The sequence below is a fragment of the Psychrobacter sp. FDAARGOS_221 genome (assembly GCF_002313155.2).
GTDB lineage: Bacteria > Pseudomonadota > Gammaproteobacteria > Pseudomonadales > Moraxellaceae > Psychrobacter.
Genome location: NZ_NWFK02000001.1, coordinates 1,903,190 through 1,926,162, shown reverse-complemented (window position 1 = coordinate 1,926,162; position 22,973 = coordinate 1,903,190). Strand labels below are relative to the sequence as shown.

Annotated in this window: 19 protein-coding genes; 9 read left to right on the top strand and 10 right to left on the bottom strand. The window is 43.7% G+C overall.

Going from position 1 to position 22,973, the window contains the following annotated elements:
- Positions 1-66: 66 nt before the first annotated feature.
- Complete coding sequence (locus A6J60_RS08065; protein ID WP_096065530.1) at positions 67-1,365, bottom strand: LptF/LptG family permease; 1,299 nt, start codon at positions 1,363-1,365, stop codon at positions 67-69.
- The gene (locus A6J60_RS08060; RefSeq protein WP_096065529.1) at positions 1,362-2,792 is read right to left on the bottom strand and encodes an LPS export ABC transporter permease LptF; all 1,431 of its coding nucleotides are present in this window, start codon (positions 2,790-2,792) and stop codon (positions 1,362-1,364) included. Before A6J60_RS08060 ends, A6J60_RS08065 begins: the two co-directional genes overlap by 4 nt.
- Positions 2,793-3,327: 535 nt before the next feature.
- Here A6J60_RS08060 and A6J60_RS08055 point away from each other — a divergent pair.
- The 3 genes from A6J60_RS08055 (at position 3,328) to sstT (ending at position 7,223) form a co-directional block, all read left to right on the top strand.
- Complete coding sequence (locus tag A6J60_RS08055) at positions 3,328-4,986, top strand: leucyl aminopeptidase (RefSeq protein WP_096065528.1); 1,659 nt, start codon at positions 3,328-3,330, stop codon at positions 4,984-4,986.
- Between the two features lie 21 nt (positions 4,987-5,007).
- The gene (locus A6J60_RS08050; protein WP_096065527.1) at positions 5,008-5,550 is read left to right on the top strand and encodes a DNA polymerase III subunit chi; all 543 of its coding nucleotides are present in this window, start codon (positions 5,008-5,010) and stop codon (positions 5,548-5,550) included.
- Positions 5,551-5,981: 431 nt separating this feature from the next.
- Positions 5,982-7,223 carry a serine/threonine transporter SstT gene (gene sstT, locus A6J60_RS08045; protein ID WP_096065526.1) on the top strand — a complete coding sequence of 414 codons (1,242 nt, stop codon included), beginning with the start codon at positions 5,982-5,984 and terminating at the stop codon, positions 7,221-7,223.
- Between the two features lie 219 nt (positions 7,224-7,442).
- Here the strand turns inward: sstT and A6J60_RS08040 are convergent, their stop codons facing one another.
- From A6J60_RS08040 to A6J60_RS08020, 5 genes are all read right to left on the bottom strand, one after another.
- Entirely contained in the window at positions 7,443-7,772 is a 330-nt protein-coding gene (locus A6J60_RS08040) for a chaperone modulator CbpM (RefSeq protein ID WP_096065525.1), read from the bottom strand.
- Between the two features lie 132 nt (positions 7,773-7,904).
- The gene (locus tag A6J60_RS08035) at positions 7,905-8,918 is read right to left on the bottom strand and encodes a DnaJ C-terminal domain-containing protein (protein WP_096065524.1); all 1,014 of its coding nucleotides are present in this window, start codon (positions 8,916-8,918) and stop codon (positions 7,905-7,907) included.
- A 268-nt stretch (positions 8,919-9,186) separates the two neighbouring features.
- Positions 9,187-9,480: a Bor family protein gene (locus tag A6J60_RS08030; RefSeq protein ID WP_096065523.1), complete on the bottom strand. Its 294-nt coding sequence runs from the start codon at positions 9,478-9,480 to the stop codon at positions 9,187-9,189.
- A 13-nt stretch (positions 9,481-9,493) separates the two neighbouring features.
- A complete protein-coding gene (locus A6J60_RS08025) occupies positions 9,494-9,802 on the bottom strand; it encodes a Bor/Iss family lipoprotein (RefSeq protein WP_096065522.1) in 309 nt (102 codons plus the stop codon).
- A 404-nt stretch (positions 9,803-10,206) separates the two neighbouring features.
- Complete coding sequence (locus tag A6J60_RS08020; RefSeq protein WP_096065521.1) at positions 10,207-12,219, bottom strand: ABC-F family ATP-binding cassette domain-containing protein; 2,013 nt, start codon at positions 12,217-12,219, stop codon at positions 10,207-10,209.
- A 544-nt stretch (positions 12,220-12,763) separates the two neighbouring features.
- On the opposite strand from A6J60_RS08020, the gene erpA reads away from it, so the two are divergent.
- The 6 genes from erpA to def all read left to right on the top strand — a co-directional run bounded on the left by erpA (position 12,764) and on the right by def (position 19,089).
- Positions 12,764-13,096 (top strand): iron-sulfur cluster insertion protein ErpA, encoded by a 333-nt coding sequence (gene erpA / locus A6J60_RS08015; protein WP_096065520.1) that lies wholly within the window; start codon positions 12,764-12,766, stop codon positions 13,094-13,096.
- Between the two features lie 399 nt (positions 13,097-13,495).
- Positions 13,496-15,073 carry a glutamate--cysteine ligase gene (gshA, locus tag A6J60_RS08010; protein WP_096065519.1) on the top strand — a complete coding sequence of 526 codons (1,578 nt, stop codon included), beginning with the start codon at positions 13,496-13,498 and terminating at the stop codon, positions 15,071-15,073.
- Between the two features lie 270 nt (positions 15,074-15,343).
- Complete coding sequence (locus tag A6J60_RS08005) at positions 15,344-15,856, top strand: disulfide bond formation protein B (protein ID WP_096065518.1); 513 nt, start codon at positions 15,344-15,346, stop codon at positions 15,854-15,856.
- Between the two features lie 152 nt (positions 15,857-16,008).
- The gene (gene mpl / locus A6J60_RS08000) at positions 16,009-17,487 is read left to right on the top strand and encodes a UDP-N-acetylmuramate:L-alanyl-gamma-D-glutamyl-meso-diaminopimelate ligase (RefSeq protein WP_096065517.1); all 1,479 of its coding nucleotides are present in this window, start codon (positions 16,009-16,011) and stop codon (positions 17,485-17,487) included.
- Between the two features lie 504 nt (positions 17,488-17,991).
- Complete coding sequence (locus A6J60_RS07995; protein WP_193778041.1) at positions 17,992-18,240, top strand: GlsB/YeaQ/YmgE family stress response membrane protein; 249 nt, start codon at positions 17,992-17,994, stop codon at positions 18,238-18,240.
- A gap of 318 nt (positions 18,241-18,558) precedes the next feature.
- Positions 18,559-19,089 carry a peptide deformylase gene (def, locus tag A6J60_RS07990; RefSeq protein ID WP_019672078.1) on the top strand — a complete coding sequence of 177 codons (531 nt, stop codon included), beginning with the start codon at positions 18,559-18,561 and terminating at the stop codon, positions 19,087-19,089.
- 123 nt (positions 19,090-19,212) lie between these two features.
- On the opposite strand, the gene A6J60_RS07985 is transcribed toward def, so the two are convergent.
- The 3 genes from A6J60_RS07985 to dnaJ all read right to left on the bottom strand — a co-directional run bounded on the left by A6J60_RS07985 (position 19,213) and on the right by dnaJ (position 22,790).
- Positions 19,213-20,448 (bottom strand): DUF819 family protein, encoded by a 1,236-nt coding sequence (locus A6J60_RS07985; RefSeq protein ID WP_096065515.1) that lies wholly within the window; start codon positions 20,446-20,448, stop codon positions 19,213-19,215.
- 122 nt (positions 20,449-20,570) lie between these two features.
- A complete protein-coding gene (gene dapB / locus A6J60_RS07980; RefSeq protein ID WP_096065514.1) occupies positions 20,571-21,395 on the bottom strand; it encodes a 4-hydroxy-tetrahydrodipicolinate reductase in 825 nt (274 codons plus the stop codon).
- 264 nt (positions 21,396-21,659) lie between these two features.
- Entirely contained in the window at positions 21,660-22,790 is a 1,131-nt protein-coding gene (gene dnaJ, locus A6J60_RS07975) for a molecular chaperone DnaJ (protein ID WP_096065513.1), read from the bottom strand.
- Between the last annotated feature and the right edge of the window lie 183 nt (positions 22,791-22,973).

Here is a 22,973-nt window from a genome sequence, read left to right as displayed (position 1 = left end):
CCCCGACTCATTGAGTCGGGGCTTTTTGGTATTGATACTGGAGTTTTGCATTATGCCAGCTGTTTTTTAACCTTGCCGCTTGATTAAATACAGCCCTAAAGCCGCACTACCGATGATAGGCAGCAGTACCATTAACAACGGTGATGCGCCGGTTGCTAGCGCCACATAGCCGGTCAAATCTTGGATGTAGCTAAACAACAGACCAAAGATTAATGCAACCACAATACGCAGACCTAAGCTGTGGGTGCGCAGTGAGCCAAAGACGAACGAACAGGCCACAATCACCAACGATAAAATCGCAAATGGTGACAACAGCTTTTGCCAGAAGGCAACTTCGTGCTCTAAAGAGCGCGTGCCTTGTGACGCATTAAAGCGCTTGTGTTCATACAGCTGAGTTAACGATAAATCCTCAGCGCGGCGCGTCAGCAAGTAAACTGAGCTCGGTGAAATTGGCAAACTAATCACATCGCTTGACTCTGTGTTAGTGGCGACCAAAGGCTCATTGCTTTGTAATAGATCCACTGAAGCATCTGTTTGATTCGCTGCCTGATCGTCATCGACACTGACTGCTCTTTCAGCAAGCTTCAAAGTGGTGACATCTTGTAGCTGCCATTGATAATTGGCCTGATCTTCATCAGCACTTAAGCTAGGTTTAGCGCCTGCGTCAGTGTTACCACTAGCCTCAGCATCATTGGCTGAATAAATACCGCCTGATGCTTTTGATACCGCGGTTAAATTGTTATCTGCATCCAAATGCCAGCGCTTCACTTCACCAATATTACCGTTGGCATCTGCATAGTCGATAAAGATAATATTGTGATCAGAGACAACGCCTGAGTCATCGCTGACCGCGGCTTCTGATGCATCTTGTAAGGTCCAGTAGCCATTGACCGAAGCCAACATAGAGGTATCTGGCTTACGAATCTGATTGGCTTTTAAGTTGGTATCTGGCAGTACATACTGGTTAATCGCTAATGCCATGACCACAAACAAAATCGCCGGCTGCAATACCCAGCCAACAATGCGGTAAATACTCAGCCCTGCCGCACGCATGATAATCAGCTCAGAGTTATTGGCCAATAAGCCCAAACCTATCACTGCGCCCAATAACGCACCTGTAGGGGTGAACTGCTCTAAGAAGTAAGGTGAGCGGTAGGCAATATAGGTCAACGCGTCCAAATAAGTATAGCTGTCGGTGATATCTTCTAGCTCAGCTAAATAAGAGAAGACCACCTGTAATGCCCAAAGCCCCAATACTGAAAACAGCATCGCGAACAGCGCATTTTTTTTGACATAGCGTGACAATATTTTGCCAGCATCAACCTGTCTAAAGGTAGTGGTACGGCCGGAGTTACTGTGCTTCATGACCGACCTCCTTTGTTCGTTGTATTATCATGTGATGTCGTCGTTTGAGTCGCACCTTGTCCCAATCTAAATCTTACTCTGTGATGGATACGGCTGGCCCAGTTTAGATAGAGCGCCAGTATCATAAAGCCAATAATCACTAAGGGATAACTGGCTACGGAAATGTTGCCTTTGGTCACCGCATTCTTTAATGAAATAATCACTAGCGCACAGCTGGTATATATCATGATCGCTGGCAATAAGCGTAACCAGCGGCCTTGTCTTGGACGCACCTGCGCCAACGGCACAGCAAGCATCGGTGCAATAATGATTAACCAAGGCAGTGACAGACGATAACCAAGCTCAGCTTTTGCCGCCAATACCTGCTGCTTATTTTGTGACACCATTTCATCAAATGCTGGTGTGCCCTGCTCGATATCTGATAATGGCATCGCTTGACCAGTTGCTGCTTCCCATAAGATAGGTAACGGTAAAGTCGCCACATTGTCCTCGGTAATTACATCATTTGGCGGCTGATTAATAGTAATACGATATCGCTCAAAACTAATCTGATTGTAAACCAAGCTGTCTGCACCGACCTCATAACGACGACCTTGATACAGATCCAACTGTGTGCTGTCACTATTGATTCGGTCACCCACTTGCACCGCGCGCTTCGCAAGCACAATCACATCACGGCTGCCAGAACGATTTTCTGAGCTACCGGTTTGTGCGGTTACAACTGGATCAGTCAAGGCGGTGACTGCTTTATCTTCTTTTAATGAAAGTTGCTCTGAGTCTGAATCGACTGCATCCGTGTTGTTATCAACATTGCCATCTGTATTAGCAGCAGGTGCTTCGGCCGCAGCTTGTGTCTCTGGCGGTTGTAAGTCGTCTGGCATAGACGCGCCATCGACCGCTTGTTTGTCTTTGGCAGTCTGAATTAAGATGACATCTTGCAGCTCAGTTCTGTCTTCATTCATGCTGCCGACATATAGATGGTAGTCATCACTACTAATAAAGGACTGAGGGCGAATTAAGTCAAAAGCGCTGCTTATCGATTGCTGCTGCCAAATTTCGTCCGCACTTTTGACACCCCAAGGCTTACCATAGAGTGACAGACCTGCTTCGACAATAAATAGCAGCACAATCAGCGGCGTCATTAAGCGAGCCAATCGACCTCTAGAGATACCACTGCTGTTTAATACCGCCATTTCATGGTCGACATATAAGCGACCAAATACCAGCATTAGGCCAATGAAAAATGATAAAGGCAGTACCAGCTCTAAGAAGTAAGGCAGGTTGTAACCAATAATGGTAAACAACAAGCCCACATCAAGGCGTCCTTCAGCAGCAAGGCCAAAATAGCGGATCATGCGTCCGCCCAAAAGTAATATCACCAAAAACCCCAATACCAATGCGGTAGTTGAAGCAACTTGTCGGGTCATGTATCGGCGTAGAATCACAGGCAAACTCAAATTATAAGTTGATTAGATGAAGTTAAGATAAAGATAAAAGGCAATCATTGGGTGCTTTTTAACAAAGACTATACAGCAATCTATTACAGTTTATCTATCAGACAGACAAGACTGACAGTCAGCACGTATTATAATCGTAAGCACTGTCGCGATGATAGTCATATTCAGTGTAAGATAACGGTCTTATCCTAGCATGTTTTGGTGTTGTCATGTTTCGGGGCTGGCATGAAGCCAATAAGGAGATGATAAGGGTCTATTGCGGCTTAGCCTGTCCACACTTTTTGCCAATATGTTAGACTATAGACCTTTCTAATAAGATAAAAACACCCTATAAAAGACAGTGGCTGCCAAACCATTCGAACCTTGCTAAGACTTAAATCAAGGCCTGTTAAACAGTCTGTTAAACGTAAAACAGCAGCCACAAACACATCTATTGTTGAATATCATTCTTTAGACCTGGTTTTTTTAACCTCACTTGTTAAACATAATAAATATAGGAATAATTATGAGCTTATCTTTGTCTATCAATAACAAATTACCTAAGTTAACTACTAAAAAACGTCTTAAAAAAAGCCAAAGCCTTGATGCCTCAACTCAGTGCCTAACGGTTTTGGTTGATGAAAACTCAAACGTATTGGGCCAATCAAAAGAGCTAGACGCTTATCAACAGCGTATTGACGCGCTTATCGAAGCGTCTGACTTTGAAGGTAAAGTGGGCCAAACTGTAGCAGATTATGCATTAGCAGCAGATGCTAAAAAAGCACCGCTACAACTGTTATTGGTTGGTGTAGGTAACCCTGACAAACTATCGGCCAGCAACCTACAAAAAGTAGCGACTGCTGTTTATAAAAATGCACACAAGCGTGTCAGCGATCTCATTGTGGTGATTGGCGATGCACTATCTGAAAATAGTGTGCAACAATTTGCGCTTAGCCTATTAAACGCCAGCTACCGCTTTGACAAATACAAATCAGAAACCACAGAAGCTACCCTATCTCAAGTAACTTTGGTTAGCTCAGTAGATCCAGCCATCGTTGATTACGTCAGCGCAGTCAACCAAGGTCAATCACTGGCACGTACTGTTGCCAATGAGCCAGGTAACGTCTGCTTCCCTGAATATATGGCCGATCAAGCCAAAGCATTAGAAAAAGCCTACCCAGACTTATTAAAAGTGACTGTGGTTGGTGAAAGCGAAATGGAATCACTTGGCATGAACTGCTTCTTAGCGGTGTCACGTGGCTCTGCGCGTGAAGGTAAACTGGTTATCCTTGAGTATCAAGGCGCTAGTCAAGCCCACACTCAAGCCAACACTCAAACAAAACAAGCTGCCAGCTCAGGCCTAGCAGATACCTTAGCCAGCAACCTAAAAGTCGTGGCTGATAAGCTACCTAAAAAAGCAGCCAAATCAAAAGCGGCTAACACCCTAGCAGCTGGTAGCGATGCAGAAGCACCAATCGTACTAGTCGGTAAAGGCGTTACTTTCGATACCGGCGGTATTTCACTAAAACCAGCCGCAGCTATGGATGAGATGAAGTTTGATATGGGCGGTTCAGCGTCTGTATTAGGTACAATCAAAGCCTTATGTGAAGCACGTCTACCAATCAATGTCGTCGGTGCTCTAGCCTGTGCAGAAAATATGCCATCAGGTGAAGCGACTCGCCCAGGCGATATCGTGACTGCTATGAATGGTAAGAGTGTTGAGATCTTAAACACTGACGCCGAAGGTCGCTTAGTATTGGCAGATACCCTATGCTACGTACAGCGTTATAACCCACGTGCGATTATTGATGTAGCGACCTTAACCGGTGCTTGTGTCATCGCCTTAGGTCATATCCGCTCAGCAGTATTTAGTAACAATGAAGACGTGCTGTTTGAACTTGAAAATGCCAGCAGCCAATCTGGTGACTTAATCTGGCACATGCCATTAGATGACGAGTATCAAAGCCAGCTAGACTCATCTATCGCTGATATGCAAAACATCGGTGGCCGTCCTGCCGGATCAATCACTGCTGCTTGCTTCTTATCACGCTTTATCGAAGAAGGTCAGGCTTGGGCTCACTTAGATATTGCCGGAACAGCTTGGACATCAGGTAAAGAAAAAGGCGCCACTGGCCGTCCTGTTCCTTTATTCATGCAATACCTAAAAAACAGCATCAATCAGTAATGCGACTGTAGTCGATTGAAGATGCAAGTTAGCTTTTATGTGTTGGGTGCGCGTTACTTATCGAGTAACGCCGCACCTGTTAACGCGACAAATACCACCGCCTCAGAGGTTAGTTTATCAACGACGGACCCCTCTGCTGAAGCGGTGCTTTTGTTTGTATGTAAGCTTATCCAAACTGTGGTCAAAAAAAGCGATTACAGTCTAATCGTTATCGATGATCAACCGCAGCGCCTGCAACAGCTCGATGCGCAGCTGTGGACCTTTGATGCGACCAGCTTTATTCCACATGAGCTTATCTTAGATGAGGCACCGACCACTGCGATGCTCTCAGCACCAGTAATTTTGGTATCATCTATGCCTGAAGGCTTTGATGGCGTCGTACTTAATTTGGCTGCAGCAGCCTTACCGCTCACCGCAAATGATTCAAATCAAAACAGTGTGCGTCCAGAACGTGTACTAGAGATTATCTCACCCGATGAGACCAGTAAAGAACAAGGTCGACAAAAGTATCGTATTTATCGAGACCTTGGTCTTGAGTTGGTTCACCATAATATTAATCAGTAATAATTATTACTCCTCTATCCCCTTCTCTCGTTATTGCTTTGCCACTCTACCCTTTACCCATTATCCTTGGTTTTTCATCTTGCCTGCCTCTACCAATTCTTTTCTACTGCGTTCTACTTCTTAATATCTGCTCTTTTATACGCTTTCTAAGCGCTTATCAGTGATCGTTTTTGCCTAATTAAAAATAAGTTAATACCGGCTTAAGGCCACTACTGGTCTGTGCTAGTCTCGTTAACCACTGGCAATACTCTATTGCTATATATAGTAATATGTTGCAGATGAGTTCAAGTTTTGTATAATCGTCTCATGTTTTTTCTTTTTTAATTCTTTGTACATACTCATTTGAAGTCAAACTTACGTTCTAGTCGACACAAGCAAGCGTCAACGGGCTGACTATATGCAGTATTTACGACTTAACACATGGAGTGATTATGAGAGCCATTATTGACATGTACAATCGCATCGGCTTAGTACCGCTGATTATTGTTGGGCTGGTGCTTGGCGTCTTAATAGGATGGCTAATACCTTCTGTCGGCATTATGCTTGGACTGTTAGGATCTTTATTCGTCGGCGCTTTAAAAGCAGTGGCCCCAGTTTTGGTATTCGCCTTAGTGATGGCTGCCATCAGCCAGCATCAAAGCGGCGGTAAAGTTCATGTCAAACCTGTCATCGTCATGTACGTATTTGGTACATTTTTGGCAGCTTTAACCGCAGTAACCGCCAGCTTCTTATTCCCAACCGAGCTGATTGGTTTGAACACCATCGAAGCCGTTGCGGACCGTGCGCCACCTTCTGGCCTAAAAGAAGTCCTTACCACGTTATTGATGAACTTAGTGGATAACCCAGTCAGCGCCATTGCCAATGCCAACTATATGGGTATCTTAGCGTGGGCTATTATCATCGGTTTTGCGTTACGCCAAGCATCTGAATCAACCCGTACTATGGTGTCAGATATGGCTGAAGCCATCTCAAGCGTAGTGCGCTTTGTGATTGCTTTTGCACCGATTGGTATCTTCGGCTTGGTTGCTAATACCGTTGCTGAGACTGGCTTTGAAGCATTAAAAGGTTATGCACATCTACTAACCGTATTGGTTGGCTGTATGCTATTCATTGCGCTGGTTGTGAATCCTGTTATTGTGGCGGTTAGAAAGAGAGAGAACCCATATCCATTGGTGTTCAAATGTCTACGTGAATCAGGTATTACCGCTTTCTTTACCCGTTCATCTGCAGCTAACATCCCAGTAAACATGAACCTTGCTGCCAAATTGGGTCTGCACGAAGACACTTACTCGGTCACCTTGCCACTGGGTGCGACCATTAACATGGCCGGTGCTGCGATTACCATTAACGTCCTAACTTTAGCGGCAGCACACACACTTGGCGTTAACGTTGACTTTGGTTCAGCATTATTACTGAGCGTCATCGCTACCGTGAGTGCTTGTGGTGCATCAGGGGTGGCCGGTGGGTCACTACTATTGATTCCTCTAGCATGTAGCTTGTTCAACATCCCAAACGATATCGCGATGCAAGTGGTTGCGATTGGCTTTATTATTGGTGTGGTTCAAGACTCTGCTGAAACTGCGCTAAACTCATCAACCGATGTGTTGTTCACCGCAACAGCCGATCCAAAATCAATCCGCGATATGTTGAATACCAGCAAATCTGCAGTCTAATGTTTTAGCTTAGTCAGTAACACAAACCCTGACTGACCTGTTGAGATTCGACCCAAATAAAAAGCCTCATCTACCATTAGATGAGGCTTTTTATTTGCTCGGCGTTTGCCTGACATTTGGTTGCCGTTTCACTGGCTAACTTGTGTTAGGCCATTCAAACCAAACCATTTAAGCTAAACTGTTCATTCAAGTTAAAAAGTTGAAACTCATGTTAGCGCACTAATCCAAATCAATATTAATCTCAATCACTTGTTTATTACTGTCTTGAGATTCCCACTGACGCTTGAATTGGCGCAGCTGCTCAACTTCTTCTAATAACTCTAAAATCAGCCCGATGGCAGGCACACTGGCATCAAAATCACGACTTAAGCGTGACGCACGACGCACAGTAGCTAATTGATAACCGGTAAACTGACGTGTTTCTGGCACATCATATTCAATGACATTTTCTTCTATTAATGCCATCACCCAACTCGGCTCTGCACCGCATGCCGTGATGAGCTCATCTAAAGTCATAATAATGTCGTTAAATTCATTAGAATGCTGCATGATAACCTTCCTTTATTCTTATGCTTTTATTGGCTTTTTATGGCAATCGACTTGTTATAGATCGCTTATAACCCTTATAACTCTTATAACTTTTAACGCTATTAGCACTTATAAACGGCCATTTTTTATCGATTAGCGGCTAATCTTAGTATCAGCAAAGCTCGCTTTTAACGCGGCAAATGCCTGTTGCTGTGCCTCAGTGGTTACTTCTGGATTGACAATATTTAATGTCAAATACAAGTCGCCCGCCTGCTTAGCAGGAATGCCTTTGCCTTTAATCCGTAAGTGACTGCCAGACTTACTGTCTTTTGGGATGGTCACCCCAAGCGTTCCTGCTGGTGTGGTGACATTGATTTTTTCACCCAAAGCCGCTTCCCAAGGTGTGATATTTACCGTTTGATAGACATCCGTATCTTCTAGGCGAATATTGTCTGGATGATCAATCACCACTTTTAAGAATAAGTCACCATTTTTGCCGCCACCCATACTGGCAGCACCCTGACCACTTAGGCGAATTTGCTTGCCTTCGGTGATGCCTTTCGGGATTTTAATTTTTAATGTTTTTTGCTCATGAGCGACGCTGCCATTTGCTTGACGAGTCGGTACATTTAGCTTAATGCTGTAGTCATCACCCTGATAGACAGAGTCTAGGCTGACATTAATTTCAGCATGTTGGTCTTGTCCTGGCGCTGGACCTGCGTCTTTAAAGGCGCTACCAAAATGGTCATAACCATCAAAGCCTGGTTGACGCGATGTCGACTGACCGCCACCGCCAAACGCTGAGAAAATATCATCGAAGCGGAAGCTGCCACTACCAAACGGTGCGCCTTCTCCGAACTGATCTTTGATGTCTTCCCATCTAAAGCCGCCTTGACCGCCACCAGCAAACCCGCCAGCGCCTGCACCACCAAAGCCGCCTTGTCTAGCAAACGGATTGGACTGCATCGCATCATATTCTGCGCGCTTGTCTTGGTCTCTTAAGGTCTCGTAAGCATTATTAATTTCTGCAATTTTCTCATCCGCTTTAGGGTCATCACTGACATCAGGATGATATTTGCGTACCAGTTTGCGGTAAGCTTTTTTAATATCTGCTTCCGTGGCATCTTTACTGATGCCTAATACATCATAAAAACTTTTTTCTGCCATTATTATTATCCTTAAGGTAACTGTACTTTTATTATGAGTATTAAATGGTTATAAAATATAGTAGTTTCAAGTGACAAGTTGTATATTGATAAGAGAAGCTACTCTGTTCAGGTCTATTAGAGCACTTTAATTAAGGCACTTTGCTGAGTTAATATTTTTTGGGGTGATTATCCAATTAGTTGTTAGGAATAATAGTAAAATCAAAAAAAAGGGTAAGCAATTTGCTTACCCTTTTTTATTATTTGTAGACTGACTATCTACAAAGTGACTACTTGCAGTACACCTGCGCTGTGCGTGGAGTATAAATACCAAGTGTTACTACGCTCAATAAAACCTCTTTACCTGTCTGCATAGTTTGAACTTTAGTGACATTTGATGCACCGCCACAAACCTGCGCCGCATCAACTGTTTTTTCTTGACCAATACCGCCAATATAGAAACTATGCGATGTTGTCATCGAAGGTGTTGCTGCTTGGGTAGGTTGTAAAGTCGCGGTTTGAGTAGCACAGCCTGATGCTAACAATACTGAGCCTAACATCGCTGATGTTAATAATTTTCTCATTTTAAATTGCTCCTTATTTACAGAAAACGCGAATTTGACGTGGGGTATAAATTCCTGAAGAGATAAAACCTAACGCCCAATTCAAAGGAGTCAATTTAGTCTGCACCCCAGCTACTTGATCTTTACCACCACACTTTTCAGCAGCATCAATTGTTTGTTCCTGACCAAGGCCATTTACAAAGAATGTCTGCATAGACTCATCATCTGCAGAAGTCTGTGCTGTAATAGTAGTATTTGCTTCTGGAGAAACAAGATATGTTTGCGTTGCACAACCTGTTGTCAAGAATGCAAGCATTGCTACAGTAGCAACCTTCTTTAGCATAAAATTTCCTTAATACTGTATGCTTTAGTTAATAACAAAATATATTAAAATTTTTAAACGACCAGACTAAGCGTTATTTAAAATAAATACTCCATTCATTTAGACAACACTAAGTCTGTTTTTAATTTTACAATATAGTTACGATTTAGCAAGGAAAAATTACTAAAACCAAGCTATTTTATAATTCAAGAAAATGGCCGAGCGGATTAATATTAATTTAACAGTCAGATAAACCAAATCATATATTTTAAGTAATAAAAAAACCTAAAAGACAAGTATCTGCCTTTTAGGTTCTAATAACATTAATCAAACTATCTTATTCAAACTCGAACTTAATAACTGGCTATAAAACACCACTTATAAATTTACTTATAAAACATTATTTAATAGTCATTACCAATATATTAATCAATCGCAGGCAAATCAGCCTCAGCTTCTTCCAGCTCAGTCATCGCCATTAATAACGTTTCCTCAAGTTCTGCTTGCTGCTGTTGTAATACGGCCTGCTCGTCGAGTAGTTTTAATAACTCATCTTTGCGGTCATCATCATAAAGCGAGGTATCCGCCAACTTCTCTTCCAGATCATTTAAGCCTGTTGCCACTTTATCGAGCTTATTTTCTGCCTGCTCAATACGTTTGCGAATCGGTGCAGTCAGCTTACGCTGCTCGGCTGCCAATTTACGGCGTTCTTCTTTGGTTAATTGCGGCTCTTCTGCCTTGGCTTTGGCTTCTGCTGCTTTTTTGGCGGCTTCTGCCTGCTTGGCTGCCGTAGCTAACAAGTTTTTGGCATCTCGTGTCTCTTTGGCGGCTTCTTTAGCATCCGACTTACGCTGCTCAGACAGCCATTTGCCATAGTCTGACACATCGCCATCAAACTCTTGCAGCTTGCCATCATGCACCAGATACAACTCATCACAGACGTTGGCAATCAGTTCACGGTCATGCGATACCAGTACCACTGCCCCAGCAAAGCCTTGCAGCGCCATGGTTAATGCTTGACGCATCTGTAAATCTAAATGGTTGGTTGGCTCATCAAGCACCAGTACGTTCGGCTTTTGCCATACAATAAGCGCTAATGTTAAGCGTGCACGCTCACCACCTGAGAACAGCTTGCTCGGCGTATCAATGCGGTCGCCTCTAAAGTCAAAGCTGCCCAAAAATGAACGCAACTCGGCATCGGAGGTCTTGCCAGCGATACGGCGCATCATAATCATCGGCGTCGCTTCAGCATCTAAGCTGTCCATCTGATGCTGGTTAAAATAACCAATATGCAGCGTATCCGACACTTTATAACTGCCACTTAACGGCTCAAGCTCACCGACCAAGGCTTTAATCAAAGTCGATTTACCAGCGCCATTCATACCCAGTAAGCCAATACGCGTATCTGGCGTAATCTGCACGCTGGCATTGGTCAAAATAGGCGCATCGCCATAACCGATATCGGCTGATTTTAGGGTAATCAGTGGCGAGCTCATGTGGCTTGGCTCATAAAATCTAAAGGTGAACGGGTTATCTGCCATCACAGGCGACAGATCTGCCATACGCTCAAGCTGTTTGATACGGCTTTGAGCCTGCTTGGCTTTAGACGCTTTGGCTCTAAAGCGGCGCACAAAGTCTTCTAAATGCGCTCGAGTTTCTTGCTGCTTAGCAAATGCTTGTTGCTGTTGTGCTAAGCGCTCACTGCGGGTGCGTACAAACTGTGAATAGTTCCCGGTATATAAGGTCAATCGCTGATTTTCAATGTGTAAAATAAAACCAACCGTCGCATCCAAAAAGGTTTGGTCATGCGAGATTAATAACACCGTACCATCAAACTTAGCGATCCATTCTTCTAGCCATAAGATGGCATCTAAGTCCAAGTGGTTAGTCGGCTCATCAAGTAGCAATAAGTCAGCACGGCTCATCAAGGTTTTGGCCAGGTTCAGACGCATGCGCCACCCACCTGAGAAGTCATTAACCGGCAGCTCATGTTGATTGGTTTTGAAGCCTAGACCGGCCATGACTTGAGCGGCTCTGGTTGGCGTGCGATAGCCATCAATGTCGTCAAAGCGCTGATACAGCTGCGCTATCTGGTTGTCACTGAGACTGTCTGGCGCCATCATTTGTTGATTGAGTTTATACCACTCTTTATCACCGCTGAGCACATAATCAATGGCAGGCTGACTGCTGCCCTCTACTTCCTGTGCCATGTGCGCCACTTCCCAACCACTTGGGATACTGACAGTGCCGGCATCAACCGTCAGCTCATCGCTACTGTGCTCTCCCATTTGGGTCAATAGCACCCCAAACAAGGTAGATTTTCCGGTACCGTTGTTGCCTGTTAACCCTACTTTTTGACCTGGGTGTATTTGGAACGTGGCCTCTGAAAATAGTACTCTGCCATCACGGCGAACACTCACTTTGTTAAATTCAATCATGGATAATAATCACTTTTGGTTATGTCTTATTTGGTTATGGCTTTTATACCGTACTTATATATAGTGTTAGCAGGTGAGACCCTGTGTTACAAATGCGCTGTAATAGTATATTGAAAATCAAGCATTATGCCTCATTATGCTATAATGAATGACGAATAATTTAAACAATCGTAAAATTAGTACCCAGCAAACAACCATCACCCTATCATTTGATACATCCTGTTTTACCTAACTGATAGCACTGGCAACACCCGCATTGAGACACGCCGTTCTTGGGTTGATGGTCACTATGCGCTGATGTCACTGTATCAGTATGATAGAGATGACACTTTGAGCCTAAGCTATTGTTCTAGATATAGATCTATATCCATTTAATATCTACGACAGTAAGGTGTTATCAATAACAATGATGAGGCGCTGGTTAAAATATGTTATCAATACAAAAAGTGCTTGCGTTTAAAAAAGCAGATTGAGCATACTGGGTTACCTGCTTTACGCGAAATAATTTTACGGATCGTGAAATTATCTACCTGACGAGGATATTATGACAACAACGATTAAACTAACCGACAGTGCGGCTAATAAAGTACGTAAACTACGTGAAGAAGAGCAGGATAACAATCTTAAGCTACGAGTCTATGTCACCGGCGGCGGTTGTTATGGCTTCTCATATGGGTTTAACTTTGCAGAAGAAGTTGGCGAAGATGATGCGGTATTTGAAAATGATGATGTGACCTTATTGGTTGATTCATTAAGCTATCAATACCTTGAAGGCTCAACAGTTGATTATGTTGAAGGCCTTGAAGGCGCTCGCTTTATTGTCGACAACCCACATGCGGTTACCCAATGTGGCTGTGGTTCATCGTTCTCAATTTAAAGCATTGAGTGTGTAAACGATTGAAACTAAGCGGCTATATTCAGTTGCATTTAGCTTTGTATGAAAGTGACAGTATTTAAAAGCGACAATACTTAACAGCTACTGTATTAAAAATGATAACCATACAAAGTAGCTATAATAAAAAATGGTAGCAATTAAGCGATTGAGTATAACAGACTGAGTGCATTAAGTTTAAACCGCTTGTGACACAGCGGTTATTTGTAAATGCACATGATTTTTTAATTGCTTTACGCTACACTAATTTAATAACTAAATAATCCAATAATAAAGCCATCAGACATAATAAAAATTACTTGTATATCAAGCGTATGCTTAACCAAGTATTCGTTTGATGAGCCCTATTGATTCTGGACTCCTAATTGATTTTGAGACGATAGTATGACCAACGTAACCGCCCAAAACCAGCAACCGTTAATACCCTCTTGGTTAACCAGCAGGCAGTTGGCTGGGATGTTGCGTGGCATCGAAAAAGAAGGGTTAAGAGTACAGTCTGATGGCTTCTTATCACAACAGCCGCATCCAAAGTCTTTGGGTTCGAAGCTGACGCATCCTTACATCACCACCGATTACTCAGAAAGTCTGCTTGAGCTGATTACCTCACCAAAGCCGACGGTCGCTGAGACGCTTAATATGCTGCGTGAGCTACACGTTCTAGTGTATCAATCACTAGAAGACGGTGAGCTGATGTGGCCACTGTCTATGCCTTGCCTGCTGTCTGCCGATGACAACGATATCCCGTTAGCAGACTACGGCAGCTCTAATGTTGGTCGCTTAAAAACCTTATATCGCAGTGGCTTAGGTATCCGCTATGGCCGCCGCATGCAGACCATTGCCGGACTGCATTACAACCTATCGTTTGGTGATGACCTATTTAATGCCTGGCGTGACAGCTTACCGCAATCTGAGCAACAAGCGTCGCTAACTGAGTTTAAGAATGACAAATATCTGGGCCTGATCCGTAACTTTAAGCGCATGAGTAGCCTAGTGCTATATTTAACTGGCGCCAGTCCATCTGTGTGTCCTTGCTTCTTGACCGGTCGTCAGCATGACCTTGATCTAATGAATAACACTACCTATTACAAGCCAAAAGCAACCAGCTTACGCATGGGCAAACTTGGCTACACCAATAGTGTTCAAGATCAGCTCGACATCCGTTATAACAACTTACCTGAATACGTTGAAGGCTTGCGCAGCGCGATTAATACCCCGTTCTCAGGCTTTAGTCAGCTTGGTGTTGATGATGAAGACGGCAATCCGGTTCAAATTAACGATCACATTCTGCAGATTGAAAACGAATACTATAGCCCCATTCGTCCTAAGCAAATTGCAGAGTCAGAAGAGACGCCAAGCCATGCCCTAGAAGCACGCGGCATTGCTTATGTTGAGTTTAGAGCGGTTGACTTAGACCCTTATAGCGACATCGGTATTCGCCTATCTACCGCTTGCTTCTTAGAAGTATTGGCGCTGTACTGTCTGCTGACTGATTCACCAGACTTATTCCCAGAAGAAGATGCGCTATTGGCAGAGAACCTAGAGCGTGTGGTGAATAATGGTCGTGAACCAGATTTAACGGTCAAAACCCCTGAGGGCGAAGTACCGCTTAAGCAGTGGATGCAAGGTCACTTAGAGGCCATGCTACCTATCGCAACCCTATTAGATGAAGAGTATGGCGGTAACAATTACCGAGTGGCGGTTACCTTAATGCTGGGTAAATCTGTCTATCCTGACGCCACCTTATCCGCACAAGTATTGGCCGATACCCAACGTCTCGGCAGCACTTGGAAGTTAGGTCATGCGTTGGCATTACAACATCGTGAAACCATTATGCGTAATACGCTAAGCCCGAAAAAACAAGCGCAATATGAAGTGCTTGCAGAAAAGTCGTGGATACAACAACATGACTTAGAGCAAAGCGATACCCAAAGCTTCTACGATTATATTCAGCAGTATCGCTAATTTAAACTTAGCTTAGATCAGATAAGCTATCTAGCTGAAACTGGCTGTCTAACTTGGCTGATTAGATTGACACAATGACCGCCTGCTAGAGCGTCGTGTAGTATTGATAAACTTATCCGTTACTGGCGCAACAATAATTTAACTAACGAAAAACAACAAAAATATAGAAAAACAGCAAGACAGATAGATTATAAAAAGACACATTAACAATTTGTTGTGTTTGTTAAACCTCTTAATCTATAACTCTACTAAGTTGCCAAGGAGCAACCCATGCAGCGTATCCTGACCTATCGCACCTTAAATTTACTTTTGGTGTTTTTTTCTGTTGTCGGAATGGCATTTGCTGTTTTTTATTTGCAAATGTATAAAGGCCTAGAGCCTTGCCCTTTATGTATTTTCCAGCGTGTTGGCTTGATGGTAATGGGCGCATTTGCCTTTATCTCTGCCGTATTTAATCCGAAAAAGTTAGTTGCAAGACTGATATTATGGATCGGCTCGATGGCTGGTATTGTGTGGTCAGTGGGCGTAGCAGCTCGCCATGTTTGGATTCAAAATCTGCCACCCGATCAAGTGCCTGCTTGTGGTCCTGGCTTAGATTATTGGCTTGAAGCATTACCGATGAAGCAGGTCATCGATCAAGTATTGGCAGGTTCTGGAGAATGTGCAGAAATCAGTTGGAAGTTTTTAGGATTGACCATTCCAGAACAAGGACTGATCTTTTTTAGCGCATTAATTTTGATTAATCTGGTCCTATTCTGGCGTATTGTTAAACAGCGCGCTTAATAACTTAATACATTTGACGTCTGACGTTTGACATAACTAGCGCTTAGGTTAACAGCCGACGATCCGTTATTTAAATTAGTTAGATTACTCGGATTAGTTATTTTTCTTATTATCTATATTTCTCATTATATTGACATAAAATCAGAGGTTTCATGCACGTTCATATTTTAGGTATTTGTGGCACCTTTATGGGCTCATTGGCATTATTGGCTCGTGACCTAGGTCATACGGTAACAGGATCTGATACCGGTATTTATCCACCGATGTCAACGCAGCTGCAACGTGCAGGTGTTGAAATTCAAGAGGGCTACCATGCCAGCCACCTACAGCCTGCGCCTGACTTGGTCATCGTTGGTAACGCCATGACCCGTGGTATTGAGGCCGTAGAGTATATGCTCGATGCCGGTATCCCCTACACCTCTGGTCCGCAGTTTTTATCTGAGCATGTGCTACAGCACCGCCATGTATTGGCAGTTGCAGGTACTCATGGTAAGACCACAACCACTACTATGTTGGCGTGGATACTACAATATTGTGGTATCGATACCGGCTTCTTAATTGGCGGTGTGCCTTTGGTTGATACTGAGGATGCGCACTTGGCCAAGGCCTTTGCTCACAGTAGCTACTTAGGTTCTGATACCAATGCACAAGGTGAACGTGGCTACTTTGTGATTGAAGCAGATGAGTATGACTCTGCCTTTTTTGACAAACGCTCTAAGTTTGTTCACTACCGTCCGCGTACCGCTATTTTAAACAACCTAGAGTTTGATCATGCTGACATTTTCAAAGATTTAGATGCCATTCAAACTCAGTTCCATCACATGATTCGCATGATTCCTAGCCAAGGTCAAATCATCATGCCAGCCAATACGCCAAGTTTAGAGGCGACCATTGATAAAGGCTGCTGGACACCGATTTGGCGTACTCAAATCTCAGACTCTCCAAGCACAGATAGCCAGTGGCGTGCAGAGCTGATATCAGAAGATGGCAGCCAATTCCGTATCCACTTTAATGCTGATGATGACAGTCAGAGCACCAGCGCAGAAGTTGACTGGGGCATGAGTGGCCGTCACAATGTCGAAAACGCGATGGTCGCTGTGGCTGCTGCATACAATATCGGCATCGATGTTGCCAAAGCCTGTGAAGCATTATCTAACTTCTCTGGCATCAAACGCCGGATGGAACAAATCGCAGATATCGAGTACAGCCAAAACGGCAATACCTCGCAAGTGCAGATTTTCGATGACTTTGCACATCACCCTACTGCGATTACCACTACCCTAGATGGCGCTAAGAAAAAGCTTAAAGATCACAAAATCTGGGCTATCATTGAACCACGTAGCAACACCATGAAACTTGGTGTGCATAAAGATAATTTGGCCGCATCTGCACAGCTGGCCGATGAAGTCATTTGGTATGAACCTGCGGGTCTAGAATGGGGCCTGACTGAGGTTATTGAGCAAGCCAAAGGCATCGACAATACTCAGTATGTAATGAACGACACCCAGAAGATTATCGATTATATCGTGTCCCAGTTAGGTCAATCATCAAAAGATGATGCCGTGATTATCATGTCTAACGGCGGATTTGAAGGTATTCATCAACGCCTACTGGCGGCGATTAATGGCTAACATTTAGCCGTACCGCTGTAAGTTAACATTGATGTTATTAGCAGGCTCTCTATATCGTATAGAGGGCCTGTTTTTTTATGCCTAATTAGCTCCCTTGATACATACATTAAACCTCTTTATGCCTACATCAGAAAGCCAAACTCACAAACCAGCATCAAACATAGGGACAACAAAAGGCTGTATCAAGTTTGAATTGATTTAACCAGCGCTAAAAACAAAATTTAATACAATAGTTACAAACAGTTAACTCAATGCCCTGCACAACATAAAGATATAAGCAACACTAACAGAGCTTGTACACACTTAACAAATCATGCTTATCACTAGGTGGGCTTATTGACTACAATTCTTAAGTAGCAATTTATATGCCATATGTCTCATCTCATGCCCTTCTTCTATGACAGTGTATGACACTAACATATGAATGAATAAATATACGACATAAATAGAATAAGTAAACAACTTAGCTTTTAATTAAATATTAAATCAAAAGGATATATTCAAATGATTTGGACAATTATTATTGGTTTTATCGCGGGCCTATTAGCGCGTGCCATTAAGCCTGGTAATGATGCTATGGGATGGATTATGACCATCATCCTTGGTATCGCAGGTGCGCTTGTTGGCGGATTCTTAGCCGGTGTTATCGGTATTAGTGCTGATGGCGGCTTTATGCGCTTAGCCTTCTCAGTGATTGGTGCGGTTATCTTACTGTTCGTTTACGAACTACTGACCAGCAAAACCTCTGCTTAAACGGTACTCAATATAAATAAGGTTATGAGGTAGATTGACCTTAGCAGAGACATCACTCTCAAATACAACAAATGGGTTTAATACGCCCCTAGCGGACTGATTGATTCACGTCCGCTTTTTTTGTGCTATTCTGCGCCTAATTGTTTGCTAACCGTTAAACTGAATTTATTGATAGTTATACAGATAGCTATCTAGTAATTGATTGCTGTAAATTCGGTATGGTTTGAGCCTAATACCTTGATATTTTGGCAAACACCCCTCATTTAACTATCATTACAAATTTTTCAAATTCTAAATTAACCAATAATGTGATCTGTTATGGCCATTTTACCCATTTTAAGTTATCCAGACCCTCGCTTGCGCACTATCGCCGAGCCTGTAAAAACCGTAGATGCTGAGATTAAGCAGCTGATCGAAGACATGATTGAAACCATGTACGACGCCAAAGGTATTGGACTGGCAGCGACTCAGGTTGACCGTCATATTCAGTTAATCGTGATGGACCTGTCTGAAAATAACGACAATCCAAGAGTGTTTATCAACCCTAAGGTAACGCCTTTGGTCGAAGACAAAAAGCCGTATGAAGAAGGCTGCTTATCAGTGCCTGACGTGTATGACTCTGTCGAGCGCCCAACTCGAGTTAAAATTGAAGCATTAGATGGCGAGGGTAAACCTTTTGTCGAAGAGGCAGAAGGATTGCTTGCGGTATGTATCCAACACGAAATGGATCATTTAAACGGGGTGCTATTCGTCGACTACTTGTCACGTTTAAAACAGACTCGTGCCCGCGACAAGGTCAAAAAATACCTTAAAGTGCGTGAAAGACAAATGCAGCAAAATAAGGCCTAAACCACCAAGCTTAACGCTTGCTACACTTTAGCCTGTATAGGTTAAATATAAATAGCCTAGAGCCATTTTGAACTCTAGGCTATTTTTATACGCGTATATTGAGCATCTTAAGTCTTGATCTATCTACAACATGCCTAACACCAGATACGCCATCGCAATGCCTAAATAATTACCCAAGACATATCCCATCACACCTGCCGCAATGCCAGGGAATAGCAATGCTTTGTTATTGATACTACTGGCAATCATAGGAATAAAAGGCACTGACATGATCGCCGCCGAGCCGGTAATCACAAAGGTATCTGCATCTACTTTGAACAGCTTGCACAGCAGGCCATGCAAGACAATCGCCAACAGTAAGCTGCTACTGATATAACCAAATAAACCCCACTTAATCTCAGTCACCACTGACAAATCCGCCATGCTGCCAGAAGCAAAGCAGAATACGATAATAAAAAACATGCCCAGTGGATAACTTAAGGTTAGCTTGCGAATACTTGGAATAAATGACAACGCTGCGCCAAGCGTGGTTAAGCAGATAATAGTGATAGCCGACTGCATGGGACTGGTGAATAACTCAGATACTGCCAGTGACAGACCAATACAAGCAGCAGCTAATAGTAAAGCGACAATAAGCTTGGCCAAGGTCGATCGATGGGTCAGTGCGGTAAACATCGAAGCGCCATCCTCGGTTAGATGGTCAAAATCATCGGCGCTTGTGTCAGTATACTCAGCATTTAATTGTTGAGAGTGGGACTGCTTCTGCGTTGTTAAACCCTGTTTTGGCTTATCAGCCTCTACAAACGGGGTTAGAAACTTGCTCGCTATCGGCTTTAAAATGGTCATCGCTGACAGTAAATACAGCGCCGAGATAATGATGTCGTAAGTCAGCATATCAACAAACAAGCTCGGATCGGCATTGATGGCTGCCTTCACTGCACCGATGTTTTGACCGCCACCAGTATAAGCACCGACCATCATTCCTGCCGCTTGCCAGATGTGGGTTACCTGCTGTTGAAACATTAACGAGGTCACCAGTGTTGCCAGACACATCCCCAGACAAGCCAACAGCATGGCTTTCACCGCACTGCCTGCCAGTCTAATCGATGCCGGTATATTGATCGAAAATAGCAATAACGGAATGGCAACGGCGATGGCCACTTCAGACACTTGAGTTTTCACCGCCAATAGCTCAGTAGATAGCGAGGCATCTGTCGGTTGATAACCCACAGAAAACAGCAGACCACTGACAAAAGCCAATATCACCACACCGATCTTATCTAACCAATAAAAACGCTGTGCCAGCGCAATCAGTATTATCGGCACTATCAGTAATATGATGCCATAGATTGCTGTCATCGAAATTCCTTTTTCATATTATCCGTTGGCTATCGCGACGATACAGAGCCTCCTTTCTCTGCGACTCACTGTCATTGATTGCTATAGACATTGATGGCTATAGAGTCAATGTATTGACACCCTTACTTTAAGCCCAACACATCTTGCATGTCATAACGTGCGGCAGATTGCTCAACCGCCCATACAGCGGCACGTACCGCACCGGCTGCGAAAGTCATACGCTCACGGGCATGGTGTTTGATTTCAACCATTTCACCATCGGCAATCAACATCACACTGTGATCACCGATAATCTCACCGCCACGAATGGCATGAATACCAATGCTGCCAGGCTTACGCTCACCGGTATGACCTTCACGACCATAGATAGCCACTTGCTTTAAGTCCTGACCACGAGCAGTGGCGGCGGCATTGGCCATCATAAAGGCGGTACCAGAAGGCGCATCTACTTTGTGCTTATGATGCGACTCTACCACTTCAATATCTGCGGTATCACCAAAGGCTTTGGCGGCCATTTCAATCAGCTTTAATGACACATTGACTCCGGTTGAGTAGTTGCCAGCATAAACGATAGGCACTTGCTTACTGGCATCATTCAATGCCTGCTCTTGGGCCTCGGATAAGCCAGTAGTACCAATGACCATGGCCACTTTATGCTGAGCACACAATTGCACATTTTTTTCAGTAGAGTCAGGTAAGCTAAAGTCAATCAACACATCTGTGTTTCTAAGCTGCGCCTCTAAGTCATCGCTCAGTGCGACCCCATTTTTGCCAAGACCAATCAGCTCTCCAGCATCAACACCAATCAAGCTAGAGCCACTACGCTCAATCGCTGCTGTCAAAGTAGTACGCGGGTTGTGATCAACCGCTTCGATCAACATGCGTCCCATACGGCCGCCTGCTCCAATAATACCAACGTTGATGGTCGCTGAATCAGAGTGTGTCATGAGGATATTCCTTAAGATTGAATGATAGTGATTGTTGTTAGTGGTGTTTTTAAACGATGTTATTGAGTGCTGTTATTTTGAATAAAAGCAATAATAGCACGATTCGTCATCATCCTAAATTTGAAGCTGCTAAGCGGTTATCACAACCTATTTTTAAATTAATAAGCCATCAAATGATTAAGTCATAAAAAAGCCCATAGGTATATCACTGACCTATGGGCTTACTGTATTGCTATCGACTGAGTGTTATTTTAATAACAATTACTAGTCAAATAAATCACCTAGTTTTTCAAAGAATGATTTTTTCTTAGGTGATTGATGATGTTTGATGTCACCATCTAACGTGTCTTGGAACTGACGTAGCAAATCTTTTTGCTCACGTGTCAGGTTCACTGGCGTTTCCACCATGATGCGACAGATTAAATCACCTTTCATGGTGGTACGCACTGGAGTCACGCCTTTGCCACGCACACGTAGCAATTTGCCGCTTTGAGTGCCTTCAGCCACTTTGATCTTCACTTTGCCATCTAAGGTTGGAATTTCAACCTCTTTACCCAAGGCTGCATCAGTGATGCTAACTGGTACATCCATATATAAATCAGCACCTTGGCGCTTAAATACAGGGTGTTCTTTAACGCGTACTTCGACATATAAGTCGCCGCTTTGTACCCCTGCACCGCCAGCTTCCCCTTCACCAGCCAGACGCACTCTATCCCCATCATCAACACCGGCTGGGATTGACACTTCTAGTGTGCGTGACTTGTCTTTCACACCTGAGCCGTGACAGTCTGGACATGGGTTTTTAATCTGCTTACCTGAGCCATGACAGTCTGGACAAGTTTGCTGTACAGCAAAGAATCCTTGCTGCATACGTACCTGGCCATGACCGCCACAAGTGCTACAAGTGACCACATCTGAAGCGTCTTTTGCGCCTTTACCATCACAGGTTTCACAAGGAGCTGGTGCGGTAAAGCTGATTTCTTTTTTGCAGCCGCGTACCGCTTCTTCTAAGGTCAGCTCTATGACGTAGCGTAAGTCTGATCCACGACGTTGACGACCGCCACCGCGTGATTGGCCAAAGATATCACCAAAGTTACCGAAGATATCGCCAAAGATGTCTTGGAAGTTGCCAGCGCCAGCACCGCCAAAACCACCACCGCCCATGCCATTTTCGAAAGCAGCGTGTCCCATGCGGTCATAAGCAGCGCGCTTGTCACTATCACTCAATACCTCATAAGCCATAGAGGCTTCTTTAAATTTTTCTTCTGCTTCTGGGTCATCTGAATTACGGTCGGGATGGTATTTCATCGCCAGCTTACGATACGCTCTTTTGATTTCGCGCTCGTCTGCATTTTTGTCGACACCTAAAATTTCGTAAAAATCTCTCTTGCTCATGGAGGCTCCTATCCGTCTGTCCAACTGTTTCACGTGAAACACTAGTTTGGACATAAAATGTACACCGCAGCACCTCAAAGAGGGTCACAGGGCGACATCATAATGTTAAATAAAATAATTAAATAATTTAAGGCTAAATAAATCAAAAAATAATCAATACTTTGCCCATTAATGGTGGCAAAC